11 protein-coding genes and 1 pseudogene are annotated in these 16,420 nt (G+C 43.2%); 5 read left to right on the forward strand and 7 right to left on the reverse strand.

Annotated features, from left to right (window positions below; all coding sequences use genetic code 11):
• Positions 1 to 147 precede the first annotated feature (147 nt).
• Positions 148 to 2,106: a recombinase family protein gene (locus AB5170_RS17175; RefSeq protein WP_368361783.1), complete on the forward strand. Its 1,959-nt coding sequence runs from the start codon at positions 148 to 150 to the stop codon at positions 2,104 to 2,106.
• Positions 2,081 to 2,653 (forward strand): annotated as a pseudogene (locus AB5170_RS17180) (ABC transporter substrate-binding protein); the annotation flags it as partial. The gene AB5170_RS17175 and the pseudogene AB5170_RS17180, both read left to right, overlap by 26 nt.
• 101 nt (positions 2,654 to 2,754) lie before the next feature.
• Here the strand turns inward: AB5170_RS17180 and AB5170_RS17185 are convergent.
• The 6 genes from AB5170_RS17185 to AB5170_RS17210 all read right to left on the reverse strand — a co-directional run bounded on the left by AB5170_RS17185 (position 2,755) and on the right by AB5170_RS17210 (position 10,120).
• A complete protein-coding gene (locus tag AB5170_RS17185) occupies positions 2,755 to 3,795 on the reverse strand; it encodes a LacI family DNA-binding transcriptional regulator (protein ID WP_118582645.1) in 1,041 nt (346 codons plus the stop codon).
• Between the two features lie 81 nt (positions 3,796 to 3,876).
• Entirely contained in the window at positions 3,877 to 4,590 is a 714-nt protein-coding gene (locus AB5170_RS17190; RefSeq protein ID WP_368361784.1) for a hypothetical protein, read from the reverse strand.
• 160 nt (positions 4,591 to 4,750) lie between these two features.
• Positions 4,751 to 5,608: a carbohydrate ABC transporter permease gene (locus tag AB5170_RS17195; RefSeq protein ID WP_226815327.1), complete on the reverse strand. Its 858-nt coding sequence runs from the start codon at positions 5,606 to 5,608 to the stop codon at positions 4,751 to 4,753.
• A gap of 3 nt (positions 5,609 to 5,611) precedes the next feature.
• Positions 5,612 to 6,529 carry a carbohydrate ABC transporter permease gene (locus AB5170_RS17200; protein WP_118582639.1) on the reverse strand — a complete coding sequence of 306 codons (918 nt, stop codon included), beginning with the start codon at positions 6,527 to 6,529 and terminating at the stop codon, positions 5,612 to 5,614.
• Positions 6,530 to 6,733: 204 nt separating this feature from the next.
• Positions 6,734 to 8,089, reverse strand: a complete 1,356-nt coding sequence (locus AB5170_RS17205) for a sugar ABC transporter substrate-binding protein (RefSeq protein ID WP_173717466.1) — start codon at positions 8,087 to 8,089, stop codon at positions 6,734 to 6,736.
• An 87-nt stretch (positions 8,090 to 8,176) separates the two neighbouring features.
• The gene (locus AB5170_RS17210) at positions 8,177 to 10,120 is read right to left on the reverse strand and encodes a glycoside hydrolase family 127 protein (RefSeq protein ID WP_368361785.1); all 1,944 of its coding nucleotides are present in this window, start codon (positions 10,118 to 10,120) and stop codon (positions 8,177 to 8,179) included.
• An 847-nt stretch (positions 10,121 to 10,967) separates the two neighbouring features.
• On the opposite strand from AB5170_RS17210, the gene AB5170_RS17215 reads away from it, so the two are divergent.
• The 3 genes from AB5170_RS17215 to AB5170_RS17225 all read left to right on the forward strand — a co-directional run bounded on the left by AB5170_RS17215 (position 10,968) and on the right by AB5170_RS17225 (position 14,439).
• Positions 10,968 to 11,867: a DUF89 domain-containing protein gene (locus AB5170_RS17215; protein ID WP_173717465.1), complete on the forward strand. Its 900-nt coding sequence runs from the start codon at positions 10,968 to 10,970 to the stop codon at positions 11,865 to 11,867.
• A gap of 135 nt (positions 11,868 to 12,002) precedes the next feature.
• Positions 12,003 to 13,115 carry an ABC transporter ATP-binding protein gene (locus AB5170_RS17220; protein WP_118582627.1) on the forward strand — a complete coding sequence of 371 codons (1,113 nt, stop codon included), beginning with the start codon at positions 12,003 to 12,005 and terminating at the stop codon, positions 13,113 to 13,115.
• A gap of 241 nt (positions 13,116 to 13,356) precedes the next feature.
• Positions 13,357 to 14,439 (forward strand): CdaR family transcriptional regulator, encoded by a 1,083-nt coding sequence (locus tag AB5170_RS17225; protein ID WP_173735058.1) that lies wholly within the window; start codon positions 13,357 to 13,359, stop codon positions 14,437 to 14,439.
• 294 nt (positions 14,440 to 14,733) lie between these two features.
• On the opposite strand, the gene glpK is transcribed toward AB5170_RS17225, so the two are convergent.
• A complete protein-coding gene (gene glpK / locus AB5170_RS17230; RefSeq protein WP_173735057.1) occupies positions 14,734 to 16,242 on the reverse strand; it encodes a glycerol kinase GlpK in 1,509 nt (502 codons plus the stop codon).
• Between the last annotated feature and the right edge of the window lie 178 nt (positions 16,243 to 16,420).

Below are 16,420 nucleotides of genomic sequence, written 5' to 3' on the forward strand. Positions count from 1 at the left end.
ACATGGTTTCGCAATCTATCATCAATATCAAATATTTCATATGTTTAAATTCCTTCAATTTGACTATATACTTTTTCTTACCCATTATATATATAATAAAATTACATAGTGCATAACATTTGTATTTACATTTAGAAAGGAACAATTATGAATGCAGGATATGTCCGTCTCTCCAGAGATGATGATAAGAAAAATTACGTTTCCATAAAAAATCAGAAGCTGATCATCAGTCAATATGCCGATGATCATGGTGTAAAAATTGACCGCTGGTATGAAGATGATGGAATTTCCGGTTATATCTTTGACAGACCGGGATTTCGGCAAATGATGGCAGATCTGGATAAAGAGATTGATACCGTATACGTCAAAGACTTCTCCCGTCTTGGCAGACATAACGCAAAGGTGCTTCTGCTTCTGGATGAGTTTCAGGAACGTGGCAAACACCTGATCGTCATTGATGATAATTATGATTCTATGGATTCCAGTGATGACACCATTGGTATCAAAACCTGGTTTAATGAAAGGTATGTGAAAGATACCAGTAAAAAGATCAAACGAGCCATCGGAGCAAGGCAAAAAGAAGGAACTTTGATCACCAGACCGCCTTTTGGATACCGGCGCAATGAAAAAGATAAGACGATTCTGGAAATCGTACCAAAAGAAGCAGAATATATTAAGCAAATTTACGACTTATATCTTTCCGGTTCCGGCTATCGAAAAATCGCCACGTATCTGACAGAACATGGTGCACCTACACCTTCTATGATCCAGCGGGAACGCGAAATCGAAGAGGGAAGATTATCCAAAAGGCTGGTCGCTTCCAAATGGTCGGATGCCATGATAAAAGAAATCCTGGACAATGATTTTTATATTGGAACGTTCCGGCTGAAAAAGCGTGCAAGGAATACCGTTCATGGAAAGGACAAACGTGTCCCAAAGGAAGAACAATGTATTTTTGAAAATCATCATCCGGCGATTATTGATAAAGCAACCTTTTCACTGATGCAGGAATTAAAAGAAAAGCGTAACTGCACGAATTATCGTGGAAGCCGGGGACAATGGCTTGGTTCAGAGATTCCCCATCCCTTCGGAAGCTGTCTGTATTGTAAGGACTGCGGAAGTCGTCTTACACCAATTAAGCGCCAGACGTCCAGCAGGGAACGGAAATATTATATCTGTACGACATATAATACCAAAGGCAGACGTTATTGCTCCAAGGCTCATCTGATTGAAGAAGATGATTTGATGGAGGATGTTCTGACTTATATCAAAATGTGCAGAAATGCACTCTGTGAAGTCATTGCTACCTACGATTTAAAAGATTTTGAAGCTGAAAAGAAAACAGTAGAGGAAAAACGAAAGGAACTGCATGGAGAAATATCTGACCGAAAAAATCAGTTAAAAGTTTTACTCACACAAAAAGTAAAAGACCTGGCTACCTCTTCCGGAAATGAGGATTTGATTCATGAGACTTATGATTCCATGCAAAAAGATTTACTGGCTCAGATTCATGGTCTTGAAATGCAGTTAAAAGAACTAGACGAAACTGCAATCGAAACACCGGATGTAAAAGATACATTACGGAATGCTCTTGATGTCGTAGATAAGATTATTGACGGGGGAACACTTGACCGCAGGGATATTGAACTACTCATAGAAAAAATTGTGGTAGACGAAGATAGAATGCCGGAAATAACTTTAAAATATGGATTATCTAATCTGATCAGCTACAGCCCTGCCAATGAAATGAACCGCAGGGAAAATACGATCATTGCCATTGTGCTGATGTTGATTGCCGAAGATACGCGTGGCTACACATCCGCCAAATATCTGTCCGAACATATCACAGACCTGGGATTCAAAAAGACAAAGCAGAGTATTCTGCCATATATTGAACTGGCGAAAAGCCTTGGCATTCTGGAGCCTACCGAAAACTCGCTGAAACCATACAGAATCGTAAAAGCAAAAAAAGAAATCACATTGCTTGCCAGTGACTATCTGCCAGAAACGTTTGATTTATCTGCAGAAATGACTGCAAAACAGCTATCGAACGGATATTTACATTGTGTTACAGACGACAGGTGGCATGCCGGAAATGGTATTTGAGTACATTTTAAAGAATCATAATATTGATCCGGCGTCGGATCTGGAAATCGACCAGAGTATTGATTTTGGTTCCACTGCAGCTGCATTTACCGGCGACATGTCAGCAGATTTTACTGTTGAATTTGAGCCTTCTGCAACCGCCCTGGAAAAAGAAGGAAAAGGCTATGTAGTGGCTTCTCTGGGCGTGGATTCCGGCTATGTCCCCTATACCTCTTACAGTGCAAAGACCAGCTTTCTTAACGAAAACCCACAGATTATCCAGAGCTTCACAAACGCCCTTCAAAAAGGCATGGACTATGTACAAAGCCATTCCCCTGAGGAAATTGCGCAGGTGATTTCCCCTCAATTCCCGGAAACAGATATGGATACCCTTACCACAATTGTCAAGCGTTATTATGAGCAGGATACCTGGAAAGAGAATCTGATATTCGAAAAAGATAGTTTTGAACTTTTGCAGGATATTCTGGAGAGTGCAGGAGAATTATCTGACAGGGCAGATTGTGAAAACCTGGTTACAACTGCATTCGCTGAAGCTGCGATTTCTTAAAAAAGTTGCTATTTAATGTGCTGGTCGTTATTCCGGACGCATTTGGACAATGCGTCCCTCCTAAAGAACTTTTCAACACATTAAATAGCAAATACCGTTCTCTATGCCTCCACCGCATTCACCGACTCCCGAATACAAGGAATACACTCCACAAAGCAATTTCCATTATCCAACTCCACTTCTTCTTTTGTCAGAATCCCAATAATGATCTGACAGGCTTTATAGCCAATATCATGAAGAGGAAGAGCCATGGTAGTAAGCGGCGGCTTTTCATAGCATGCCATTTCACGGTTATCATAGCCAGCCACAGCCACATCTTTCCCAGCATGAAGCCCAAGCTCTTCCAAACGGTCATAGGTTCCACCAGCCATGAAATCATTCATACAGAAAATAGCTGTTGCACCCTTTTCCAAAAGAATATCCGTGTTCTCATAGCCACTCTGCCGATCCCAGTCCCCATAAGTAACCATATCCGGATCATAGAGAATCCCTCCTTCGAACAAAGCTTTCTGGTAGCCCTCCAGACGGGACTGGGTATGAATACTCTCCTTCTTACCTGCGATAACACCAATTTTCCTGTGTCCTCTGGAAACAATATAACTGACCAGATCATGGGCACCTTTGATATCCTTCACCACTACAGATGGGATTTTCCCACTGCCAGTAAAGCCATAAGCAACTACCGTTGGAATGGGCAGATCCTCTGGGATAATATCGATCAGGCGCTCATGGGCAGCCACATAAATAATTCCTTCGACCTGCTTTGCCAGAAGCTTCTGGAACTCCTGACGTACAATTTCTTTGTGACGGTTATCACGGTAATAATTATCCTGGAATTTCTTATAAAGACGGAGATTTACAAGAAGAATCTGGTAATCAGCTTCCTCACAGTATTCCGTAATGCCGTCGATAATATCAGGAAGAGCAAAAACTGTCATATCTTCTGCAATAACACCGATACTTCTGGTGTTTTTGGTTTTCAGATTTTTGGCAACATAATTAGGCGTATAATTCATCTCGCGAATCACCTTCTCTACACGCTCCCTGGTGGCATCACCAACGCTGCCTTTATGATTTATAATATTGGAAACAGTCGCAACTGATACGTTACAGGCTTTTGCAATTTCTTTTATGGTCGGCATGGAACTTCTCCCTCCGGTTTTTTTATTAATTCTTTCTATCACAATCTTATCATATTTTATTCACAGCCACAATCGCCATCTCTACTCCCCTGCTCTTCTACTTTGTAATTTTTCAAAGGGCTGCAGCACCCTTCGCTCCACGGCCCTGTCCACACAGGCATATATCACCATCTGCGGAAAAGAAACGCCGATCGTAAGCAGCAGAAACAGAGAATATGGTGCCAGTGCCAGCAAAATTCCGCCGGCAATTACCACAGTGATTACGATCACCATACTCAGCTTCCATTCCAATACCATAATGAGAAATGTATTTTTCAGCAATACCCCCACGCCAAGGTATAACATAGCGGACATTACAAAATAATATCCACCAATAAGTATGGCAAAGATCATTACACCAATCCCACACCCAATCAGCACATCATGGGTAGTTCCCTTGCCGAAATTTCCAGCAAGACTGAGCAGATAACAGGAATAGAATCCCAGAGCGCCGGTGAGCACTCCCGCCGGAAGATTTTTCAGAATATCAGACTTAAATTCTTTCCAGTAATCCTCCAGGGAAAAACCATATCCTACCCGGTAAATCGCCGAAAGATAACGGTTCAGTGCTGACAGAGCTGCCGGAATCGTCACGATTGGAATACAGCACAAAAGGAACAGCACATTTGCCCCAACCAGTCTGCCGGCGTAATTCCAGAGTACATAACCAACTCTCTTCACACCGCCCTTTGGCGTCTCTTTCTCCTTATCATTATTTCCCTGATACCAGTCCATGAATCTTTTTGTCAGTCTCATATGCTTTTCCTCAAAATTACTGCCTGATTACAGCCTCTTCATACACCCCACAAAGCATTGTCTTAGAGTGTGTTTGAAAAAGAGGCTTTTTACATCCTCATTTTAAATTTCGTACAGGCAGGACCACCGCCCTGCCTGAAAATGTTAATATTGTTATAATTTAATTTTTCATACCAGTCAGCACAATTCCTTCCACAAAGCTCTTCTGCCCGAAGATATAAATCACAATACCAGGAAGGATTGTCATAAACGTGGCTGCCAGTGCCACCGGCCAGTTAGTTCCGAATGAGCCGGTAAAGTTGGTCAGCGCAATGGCAAAGGTAAATTTGCTCATGCTGTTAATGTAAATGATCTGCTGAAGCAGGTCGTTCCATATCTGGATGAACAGCATCATTCCAACTACAACTACCGCCGGTTTAATTGAAGGAACAAGAATTGTCCATAGGATTCTCATTCTTCCAGCCCCGTCAATGGAAGCCGCCTCATCAAGTTCCTTTGGAATCGTCATCAGAAACTGCCGGATCAGGAAAATGTTGAAAAAGCCACCACCTGTTAAGAATGGCAAGATCAGCGGCCAATATGTATCACCCAGTCCCATTCCCTTTGTCCAGAAAATATACAGAGGAATCAGGGTTACCATTCCAGGAAGAAGAATCGTGCCAACACAGATGTTGAAGATCAGCTTTTTCCCGCGGAAACGAAGTCTTGCAAAAGCATATCCGCAAAAAATCGCAGTGATGGTACCAAAGGTAACTGCCGGAATGATAATGGTGAATGTGTTTTTAAAATAAGTCCAGTACTCAAAAGTCTCCAGCGCTTTGGAATAGTTTGACCAGAGCCACTCATGAGGAATAAAGGAAGGCGGATATTCATTCAATGCTGCCGTGCTCATCAGGGAAGAACGGAAAATCCACCAGATGGGAAGAAGTACCAATGCAGCCAGAATCAGTACAATGAAAAACGCCAGAACATTAAAGGCTTTTTCTTTTTTCTTTCTGCTTGCCATTTTTCCAGCCATTTCTCATTCCCCCTCTCCGAAAATCTGTTCTTTCTGCGTCTTAAAGAGTACTGCCGTAAAAATTCCAACCAGGATAAAGAAGATCACAGAATAAGCAGCTGCATATCCCAGTTTGTTTTTCTTAAATGCATAAAGATAAATAACATAGGACATAAACATGGACTTTTTTCCTGGGCCGCCATCTGTAAGAGCCAGCGCCGGGTTGATAACCTGCAGGTGTGTGATCAGGGCAGTCAGCACGTTGTAAAAAATAATCGGGGAAATGCTTGGAATGGTAACGTTCCAGAAGCGCTGCCATGCATTTGCACCATCAATTTCCGCTGCTTCCATGTAAACCCGCGGTACATTCTGAAGTCCTGCAAGGAAAACCACGATCAGGTTGCCGCTTGTCCAGATTGCAATTACTACCAGGGAAGGTACTACCTGACTCGGACTGTCCAGGAATCTCTGAGGTTTCAGTCCCACCATTCGAAGGACAAAGTTAAAAAGTCCGAAGTTACCTTCATATAACCATTGCCATCCTTTGTAAACACCGATTGCAGGCAAAAGGTATGGAATGAAGAAAACAGAACGGAATAATGTCCGTCCCCATATTTTCATATTCAAAAGCAGGGCTACCAGAAGAGAATAGATAATAGCGCCTACCACAGCCAGAAGAGCGTACAAAATTGTCGCTTTTATAGAATCTGCGAAATAAATATCTTTTGTAAAAATACGCTGGAAGTTCTCCAGACCTACAAACTCCGGTGAGGAAAGACCATTCCACTTAAATACGCTTAAAACAAATACTGCCAGTGTCGGCAGATAACTGATCAGACTTACTCCAAGGAATGCCGGTATCAGACAGAGATAAGCGGTCCTTTCTTCTTTTCTACCGGCCCTTGATGTCACTTTTATTTTGTTTTTCTTATTTGCTTTCATGCCCGCACCTCTTAAAAGGGAGCTGACCGGTATCTGTCAGTAATATGAAATAATATCCTTGGACAGTAACCGGTCAGTCCAGTTGCTTTTCCTATTTTTCAGCAGATTTTCACTGCTGCTTCATGTTACCTATTATCAGTAACTGTTTCGTTCACTATTTTGCTATAAAATAATCAGCTCTAGAGCCTGTATGAACAGCTCCGATCAGCCATTGTTCTCAGCAAAGATATCCTGAAGCTCTTCCAGGTTCTCGTTAATCGCTTCTTCCATGGTCTCCTCACCAGCCCATACGCTGGAGAATACAGAATCAAGTGTGGCGTTGAACTCTTCAGTTCCGTTTACATAATACCAGGAGGTAGATTGTGCGTTGTTCATAGCATAATCCACAACTGCGCTCTTGTACATGTCTTTATCCGGATAGTTCGGGTTGCTGATCCATTTATCTGTTTTCTCAGGATCTGTGTACCAGGAATCCAGGATCGGCATCCATGTTCCAGCCTCGATCAGGGACCAGGAATTCTCTTCCTGATAATACCATTTCAGCCATTCCATAGCTTCTTCCGGGTGCTCTGTTGTGGAGAATACCACGTTTGGTCCACCAGTACAGATAGTAACTTTTTCTTTCATGTAAGGCAGAACACCTACACCGTAATCAAAATCAGCGCTTGGTCCAAGGAAGGTGCCGACGTTCCATGCACCGTCTGTTGCCATAACCACCTTTTTGCTTCCAAGGGAGGATTCCAGAGCATTAGCAGCACTTGTTACAGGAGGTGCGCAGTGGTAAACGTCTGACAGATCTGCGATTCTCTGAAGTGCTTCTACCGTTTCCGGAGAGTCAATGGTGCATTCAGAGCCATCTTCGCTGTAATATCCGCCGCCATTGGATTTTGCCCATACTTCCAGCTGCCATGGCAGTGTGTTAATGGTACATCCGTAAATATCTACATTGTCCGGATCAAAATCAGGATCCAAAGCATTCTTTCCATTGATATCCAGAGTCAGCTTCTGTGCTGTCTGGACAAAAGTATCCCAATCCCATGCATCCTCAGCATCTGCCGGAGGAGTCACCTCTGAAGGATCGATTCCCTGCTTCTCACAAACCTCTTTCAGAAGATCGTTGTTGTACCAAAGGTTCAGAACTTCGTTTGCTGCAGAATATGCAACTGGTGTGCCGTCGTAACGGAATGTCAGACAATCCAGAGGTTTGGCATCGCCTTCACCATACATAGAGCTGATGTCTGCAAGAAGTCCGTTCTCTGCAAATTTCAGCACGCCGGCCTCACTCATAATACCGGTATCCGGAAGCTCACCAGCTGTAGCCATGGCATTCAGCTTGGTAACGTAGGTATCGTGATCGATCTTCACTACTTCTACTTCGATCTTGTCCTGTTCGCTGTTGAACTTATCAGCAACTGCCTGTGTAGCTGCTGTCTCAGTTTCATTTCCCCACTGTGCATATGTGATCTTTACTCTGTCACCATCTGCTGCAAAAACCGGAACTGCTGCTCCAACCATCATTGTACCTGCAAGTAAAATCCCCAATAACTGTTTTTTCTTCATACTACTTCTCCTTTTCTTAATCTTATTATAACGGCTTTGCCTGGCCGCTGTAAACATTTACTGTTTTAAAGTTAATCTGTAATACTGTCATATCCGCAGCTTGTGCCATACAAGCATTTCCCCCTGTCCCCGGTTGTTCCACATACAATACGGAACGGCCCGCAGAGAAACTTCTTCTTTTTCCAGCTCTACACTTCCGTACAACTGATTTTCGCCGTCTGCACCTTTGTTTCTTACACGTATTCCTTTATAGGAAAGAGTTGGAACATTTCCTACCAGTTCTTCTGCGGGAGCGTTTTCTTCTATCGAAGTGTTCTCTTCTACAAAAATCTCTGAAAGGAATCTGCCGTTTTCTTTTTCCTCCAGGCAATACACCAGCGGACCTTTCATCAGGGCTGTTTTTCCTGCATCTGCCCTCACCTGGTCATTGGCTCCCATCCATCTGGGAACCACATGGAAATCAATACTGATCCGTGTGTCTCCCGGTGAAATGCAAAGCCTCTGATAGCCTTTGTCAGGCTGCGTTTTTATGGAAATTCCATTCTGCACACATTCCCATTTCTCACTGTACCAGGGAATGCGGATGTTCAGGATTCCTGGTCCGGACGACTGCACCTGGAGCTGAACCTTTCCATCCTGCAAAAGCGTGGAATCCATTTTTATCTTCATACGGCTCTCTTTGATTTCTGTATCTGCTGTAGAGGAGATAAACTGGTTAATATAAACCCCTTCCTCATCTTCTGCGTATATGTACTGTCCCAAAGAAGCAAGGGTTCTTCCCACATTTGGCGGGCAACAGGCAACTCCAAACCATTTCTGCCTTACCGGTTTCACATGCTCCATGTAAGTGTGCTCTGTGCAAAATTCCGGAACCACCTCAAGTGGGTTTACATAAAAGTACCGGTCTCCTGCAATATTGATTCCTGCAATCACAGTGTTATACAACGCTTTCTCTACATAGTCATAATAAGAAGCATCTCCTGTGATGGCTGCCATTCTCTGCCCGAACATCATCACACCGATAGATGCGCAGGTTTCAGAATAGTTGGTACTGTTTGGAAGATCGTAATCTGTAGTAAACCGCTCGCGGAAGCCGCTGCTTCCGATTCCTCCTGTAATGTACATCCGCCGTGTCGTCATGTTCTCCCAAATTCTGCTGCAAGCTTCCATAAGCCCTGAATCGGCATCTTCTCCGGCCAGATCAGCCATTGCGGAGCACATATACATTTCCCTTACTGCATGTCCAACTGCCTCATCCTGCTCTACAGGAGGCTTGTGAGCCTGGGAATATTCCAGATCGTACCTCTCGAACTCCGGAAAAAATTCCGGATGTCCTCTTCCCGCAATTTCTGCCTGCAAATAATTAGGATTCCTGCCCCTCTCCTGGATAAAATACCTGGCCTGCTGAAGATAAATCTTCTTTCCGGTCTCCCGGTAAAGCTTCACCAGGGCCAGTTCAATTTCCTGATGTCCCGGATAACCTCGTTTCTGGCATTTTCCTGTACCAAACACCCTGCATATGAGATCTGCATTTTTCTTTGCAATATTAAGGATTTTCTCCTTACCTGTAGCCTGGTAATAAGCAACAGCAGCTTCGATCATATGTCCGGCTGTGTACAATTCGTGGCCCTCCACCAGATTGGTCCACTTCTTCGCAGGGGCATTTACGGAAAAATAAGTATTCAGATATCCATCTGGTTCCTGTGCTTTCCCTATCAGATCAATAACCTGATCTGCCAGCTCTTCCAGATGCTCCCCACGGCCACCTGCTATGGTGTAGGCAACCGCTTCCAGCCATTTGTAAAGATCTGTGTCCTGGAAAACAACTCCTTTTCTCTCTCCCTTTTCTTCACCTGCGGCAATACGGAAATTATGGATACAATAGGTAGGCTCTGAATCTTCCAGCTGGTCATTGAGAATTTTCCACTGATGGGGAATGATCTTCTCGCTTACTTTATTCACATATTCCCCAAACAGACTGTCTGTGATCCGGATTCTCTTCAGATCCAACTGTTTCAAGTGTTTTTTCATATTTGCACCTGCCTTTGCCGATTTTAATTAATCGTTTAATCTTCTTTGTAAAAAATAAAAAACCGGATTAATTCCATGTTTTTCTTTTAGTTTACTGGTTTCTCGTTAATCGTTTTACTTATCTTTAAACTGATAGTAGCACGTCAAATGGATTTTGTAAATACTATTTATTTTTTTCAGCTTTTTTTATAGATTATATACTTGATTTTTATGGATTATCACTATATTTTTCGTCTAATTAAACGTTTTTCTATATTATTTTCTCTCTATAATACATTTTATGACATACAACCTTTCAAATAACGTACAAGTTTATTTTGTTACTGTTCGCTCCGTTCGCAGTAACGCGCTTTGCGAAGCACAGAAAGACGAACCTTCTTGTGACAAGCACAAGAAGTAGCGTTTGCTTCGCAAACTTAATTCTCGGGTTTTCTGTGAACTTTGTTCACAAAAAACGCCTCGCGGAACGTTACCAGTGAACAGTGACTTTATTTTTCAAACATTCTCTGGTTCTGTCAGACAATTTCTGCTATAATGTAAGTAATTATGATACCAGTGTCAACAGGTCAAAAAGCTGTTCGTGCTTGCACAATAAGGCTTTTGAACTTGGATGAGAAAGCAGCGATTTACGCAGTAAATCAGCGGATTTCGAATATTTGAAGGATTGCGGGAGCAGCGCAGCTGCGTAGCAATCCGGGTATCAAATGAGTGCCAAAAGACCTTTTGACACTCATTTCATTAATTATAGTTTCTTTCAATGATGTGAATGTCAAAATATCTTTTGCCCTGGCATCTTTCAATAATGTTATTGAAAAATTAGCCAGCAACTTATTTTCAGGAGGTACGAATGAAATTAAATTCAAAATGTATGGCCTGTCAGATACGCAAACAGGAAGCAAAAATTCGTCATTTTAACGACGAAGACAGAAAAAAACAATATATGGAAGCAATCCGCCAGCGTTTTGAACATCCAAAGGATGACGACTGCGTTCCAAGCATCTCCACAGAACTGAAGAAATTCTACTGTTCCTTCTGGGGCGTTCCTATGGAAGATTTCACCCGGATCAACAAAGAATATGACCAGCTTATGCTGGATTTGGAAGCTGAGCTTCGTTCCACTATCCGTTATTCAGAAGATCCCTTAAAAGCCGCACTTATTTATGCCCGCACCGGCAACTATATCGACTTTGCGGCGCTTCCGGAAGTCAGCAAGGAAACTGCACTTTCTCTTATTAAAAGTGAAAACAAGGATGATCTTGACGAACAGGAATATCGTCAATTCTGCCAGGATATGAAAAAGGCAGAGAATGTTGTATATATTACCGATAACTGCGGTGAGATCGTTCTGGACAAAATTGCCATCCAGATTCTGAAAAAGATATTTCCAAATATACGGATCACAGCATTAGTACGCGGACTGCCCGCTGGAAATGACGCAACCATGGAGGACGCTGAATTTTGCGGTCTTACTGATGTTGTGCCTGTACTTGGAAACGGAAACGACGTAGGCGGTACCTGGCTTCACGGGATCAGTACCCACGCCAGAGAACTTCTATATAATGCTGACGTGATCATTGCCAAAGGTCAGGGAAATTACGAGACTCTGCATGGCTGCGGACTGAACATCTACTACCTGTTTTTGTGCAAATGCGACTGGTTTCAACAGCTTTTTCATGCAAAATTACTACAAGGAATGTTCATAAATGAGAAGCGGGCGCCAAAGGCTACTGCTTTTTCGTCAGATTGACAAGAAACTGTTTAAAAGTTTGTACGATTCTGCCCTAGCCCTTTTGGGTGGTTTTCGCTATACTAACATCAGATGAAAAAAGCATCGAAACAATTTTGATTATAATAATTAATTGAGAAATTTGGAGGAAAAATCATGGCAAGCTTATCATTACAGCACATTAACAAAACTTACCCGAATGGTTTCCAGGCAGTTAAAGATTTCAACCTTGAAATCGAAGACAAAGAGTTCATCATCTTCGTTGGACCATCCGGATGTGGAAAATCTACAACACTTCGTATGATCGCAGGTCTTGAGGAGATCAGCGGTGGTACATTAAAGATCGGTGACAAGGTTATGAACGATGTAGAGCCGAAAGACCGTGATATCGCAATGGTTTTCCAGAACTACGCTCTGTATCCTCATATGACAGTATATGATAACATGGCATTTGGTCTGAAACTTCGTAAAGTTCCGAAAGATCAGATTGACAAAGCTGTTAGAGAAGCAGCCAGAATCCTTGACCTTGAGAAACTTCTTGATCGTAAACCGAAGGCTCTTTCCGGTGGACAGAGACAGCGTGTTGCTATGGGACGTGCTATCGTTCGTAATCCTAAGGTATTCCTTATGGATGAGCCTCTTTCCAACCTGGATGCTAAGCTTCGTGTTCAGATGCGTATTGAGATTTCCAAGATCCATCAGAGACTGGGCGCAACAATCATCTATGTAACACATGACCAGACAGAGGCTATGACCCTTGGTACCAGAATCGTTGTTATGAAAGATGGTGTTGTTCAGCAGGTTGATACACCACAGCACCTTTATGAGCAGCCAGGCAACCTGTTCGTTGCAGGATTCATGGGATCCCCGCAGATGAACTTCCTTGACGCTCAGATTGCTGAAAAAGGCGGCGACCTTATTGCTAAAGTTGGTGAGTATGACATCGTTATCCCGGCAGCGAAAGCGAAAGTGCTGAAAGACGGCGGTTATGTTGGCAAGACAGTTGTTCTTGGTATCCGTCCAGAGGATATTCATGATTCCCAGATGTTCATCGAAGCTTCTCCAAGCGTTCCAATGACATCTACCGTTAAAGTTTATGAGCTTCTTGGTGCTGAAGTATTCCTGTACTTCGATGTAAACGGAACTCAGGTTACAGCACGAGTTGATCCTCGTACAAACTCCAAGACAGGCGATACAATCAAATTCGCATTCGATATGGAGAAATCTCACTTCTTTGATAAAGAGACAGAGCTTACTATCTGCAACTAATATTTAGAAGAATGAATTTAGTTAGGCCTCAGGGGTTTTCCCCTGAGGCTTTTTTTGTTATACTAGTATTATATGATACCAGTGTCCCAAGTTCAAAAATCTTTATCGTGCAAGCCCGATAAGGCGTTTGAACTTGGGACACGCCAAATATAAAAAAGCCGCGATTTACGCAGTAAATCAGCGGATTTCGAATTTTTGGCACTCATTTCATTATACTATTTTCCCACAAAGGAGCAAACCTATGAAATTACTTCAGATTCTCCAGAAATGTCTGGAAGACTGGAAGAATATCAGTCATCTGGATTTTTGCCTTGTAAATTTAGATAACACCATTTATATCAGCACCTGCGATAGAGCCCTTCCTTCCGAAGAGAAACTGGAAGAATTTAAGGAAGATGAGGTGCTGTGTATTTCCAATATGAACTGCCGGCTGTATAAAGTGACAGAGAGTCACCAGCTTCAATATGTCCTGATCGTATGGGGAAATGCGGAGGCCGCTTCCACTATCGGGGAACTGGCAGTCTGCCAGATTGAGAGCCTGCTTACCGCTTACATGGAAAAGAGCGACAAAAACGTATTTATGCAGAATCTTCTCCTTGGCTCCTACTCTGAGGTAGACGCTTTTAACCGTGCGAAAAAGCTTCATATCACAACCACTGTACGGCGTGCTGTTTTCCTGGTGGAGACCAAACAGAGCAAGGACGAAAATGCCCTGGCTACCATCCGTAATATTTTTGCAGCTAAGACAAGAGATTTTATTACTGCTATAGACGATTCCGGAATTATTATTCTCCGTGAACTCCAGCCTTCTGAGGATTATTCCGATCTGGATGATATTGCCCATATGCTGGTGGACATGCTGAATACAGAGGCCATGACTTCTGCCTGGGTTTCCTACAGCAATATTGCAGATGACCTGAAGCAGCTCCCGGATGCTTACAAGGAAGCACGTACTGCCTTAGAAGTGGGCAAGATTTTCTATACTGGCAAGAATGTGTTTGGATATAACCGTCTTGGAATCGGTCGCCTGATCTATCAGCTGCCGGTGGAGATCTGCGAGATGTTTATCGATGAGTTTTTCAAAGAAGAAACTCTGGATTCTATTGATGACGAAACACTCGCTACCATCCGCACCTTCTTCGAAAACAACCTAAATCTTTCCGAAACCTCCAGACAGCTTTACGTACACCGAAATACACTGGTGTACCGCTTCGAAAAGCTGCAGAAAAAATTCGGGCTGGATATCCGAACCTTTGAGGATGCGTTAACGTTTAAGTTAGCGATGATGGTGGTGAATTATATTAAGTATAAGAAAGCAGAATAAAATTCCCCCTCTTAAACAATATATTTTTAACTTAACAATTTCTCTTTTAGTGGCTTTTTCAATTTGCCGACTCTGTTCTTCTGTCAGCTGCTGATTCCTATTCAAAGTAACTGTCTTGATCAAAGTAAATGCTACTTTCTTGAAAGACTGTCCATAGAGCAGAAAGGAGATTCTGGGAAACCTGAAATTGCTCTATGGTCAGATTTATTTTCTTTATTATACATGTTAAAGTGGACTTTAAATAACACGTTTATTGTAAAGTGTAAAAATAAATTCCTGATTATGTGGCATTTTTTACTTATATCCTTCTTCATCCTTCGCCCACTCAAACGTACACTTCACAGCCTTCTTCCACCCTTTCAGCTTCTTCTTACGCTCCTCTTCTGTCATCTGTGGGGTGAACTGACGGCCGATCTGCCAATTGCTTTTTACTTCGGAGGCGTCTTTCCAGAAACCGGTGGCGAGCCCTGCAAGATAAGAGGCGCCAAGGGCGGTGGTTTCGATGCAGCTAGGGCGGACTACCTGAGTGTCGAGAAGGTCAGCCTGGAACTGCATGAGGAAGTTATTAGCGCTGGCGCCGCCGTCTACGCGGAGGGCGCTGAGATCAATGCCAGAATCCTTCTCCATGGCTTCCAGAACGTCGTGTACCTGATAGGCCAGGGACTCTACCGTGGCACGCACCAGATGAGCTTTTCCTGCGCCTCTGGTAAGACCAAGGATAGCACCTCTTGCATACTGATCCCAGTATGGTGCACCGAGACCTGTGAACGCGGGAACCACGTATACACCGTTTGTGTCCGGCACTGACAGACAATATTTCTCAGAATCCGGGGAACTCTCCAGAATTCCCACTTCGTCTCTCAGCCACTGAATAGCAGCACCTGCCACGAAAACACTTCCCTCCAGGGCATATCCCGGTGTTCCGTCTGCTTTCACTGCAATGGTGGTAAGAAGTCCATTCTTGGATTCTACCGCCTTATCTCCTGTATGCATAAGCATAAAGCAGCCGGTACCATATGTATTCTTTACATCACCTGACTCAAAGCAGCACTGTCCAAAAAGAGCTGCCTGCTGGTCTCCTGCCGCCCCGGCAATTGGGATTCTGCCCCCGATCAGGTTCTCATTGGTATAACCATAAATACAACTGCTTGGCTTCACTTCCGGCAGCATGCACTCTGGGATATCCAGGTATTCCAGAATCTCTTTATCCCATTTTCTCTCATGGATGTCAAAAAGCATGGTTCTGGAAGCGTTGGTGTAATCCGTCACATGAACTTTCCCTTTTGTCAATTTCCAAATCAGCCAGGTATCTACTGTTCCAAAGAGAAGTTCCCCATTCTTCGCACGCTCTCTGGCACCTTCTACATGATCCAGGATCCATTTCAGTTTCGTTCCGGAAAAATAGGCGTCCGGAATCAGACCGGTTTTCTTTCGAACCAACTCTGACATGCCGTCTTTTTCCATCTTCTCAATCATATCAGCTGTTCTGCGACACTGCCATACAATTGCCGGATAAACCGGCTCTCCTGTCTTCTTATCCCACACAATCGTAGTCTCTCGCTGATTCGTGATTCCGATAGCGTGAATATCCTCTGCATCTACACTGATCTTACTCATGGCTTCTGTAGCCACTGAAATCTGGGAGGACCAGATTTCCTTCGGATCATGTTCCACCCAGCCTGGCTTCGGGTAATACTGTTTGTACTCTTTCTGTGCTACGCTGCACATATTTCCCTTTTTATCAAATAAAATACATCTGGAACTGGTAGTTCCCTGGTCCAATGCCATTATATATTTTCCCATAGTACACCTCGTTTACTTTGCTTGAATTATTTATATTATAGCCTATTTTCACATACAAGAAAATACCTTAACTTGCTATTTAGTGGGTTGAAAAGTTCTTTAGGAGGGACGCATTTGGACAATGTGTATTACTCACTCGCCGGCGCAACGCTCCGATGAACTAATCGCTAACTGCGAC

Source organism: Ruminococcus sp. RTP21484sp1_RTP21281st1_A8_RTP21281_210402 (assembly GCF_040914025.1).
GTDB lineage: Bacteria > Bacillota > Clostridia > Lachnospirales > Lachnospiraceae > Blautia_A > Blautia_A faecis.

What these genes read in the sequence shown, in the direction of transcription:
- AB5170_RS17190 (WP_368361784.1), bottom strand. Translation starts at nt 4,590, where the DNA reads ATGAGACTGACAAAAAGATTCATGGACTGGTATCAGGGAAATAATGAT.
- AB5170_RS17185 (WP_118582645.1), bottom strand. Translation starts at nt 3,795, where the DNA reads ATGCCGACCATAAAAGAAATTGCAAAAGCCTGTAACGTATCAGTTGCG.
- AB5170_RS17175 (WP_368361783.1), top strand. Translation starts at nt 148, where the DNA reads ATGAATGCAGGATATGTCCGTCTCTCCAGAGATGATGATAAGAAAAAT.
- AB5170_RS17225 (WP_173735058.1), top strand. Translation starts at nt 13,357, where the DNA reads ATGAAATTACTTCAGATTCTCCAGAAATGTCTGGAAGACTGGAAGAAT.
- AB5170_RS17200 (WP_118582639.1), bottom strand. Translation starts at nt 6,529, where the DNA reads ATGAAAGCAAATAAGAAAAACAAAATAAAAGTGACATCAAGGGCCGGT.
- AB5170_RS17195 (WP_226815327.1), bottom strand. Translation starts at nt 5,608, where the DNA reads ATGGCTGGAAAAATGGCAAGCAGAAAGAAAAAAGAAAAAGCCTTTAAT.
- AB5170_RS17210 (WP_368361785.1), bottom strand. Translation starts at nt 10,120, where the DNA reads ATGAAAAAACACTTGAAACAGTTGGATCTGAAGAGAATCCGGATCACA.
- AB5170_RS17205 (WP_173717466.1), bottom strand. Translation starts at nt 8,089, where the DNA reads ATGAAGAAAAAACAGTTATTGGGGATTTTACTTGCAGGTACAATGATG.
- glpK (WP_173735057.1), bottom strand. Translation starts at nt 16,242, where the DNA reads ATGGGAAAATATATAATGGCATTGGACCAGGGAACTACCAGTTCCAGA.
- AB5170_RS17220 (WP_118582627.1), top strand. Translation starts at nt 12,003, where the DNA reads ATGGCAAGCTTATCATTACAGCACATTAACAAAACTTACCCGAATGGT.
- AB5170_RS17215 (WP_173717465.1), top strand. Translation starts at nt 10,968, where the DNA reads ATGAAATTAAATTCAAAATGTATGGCCTGTCAGATACGCAAACAGGAA.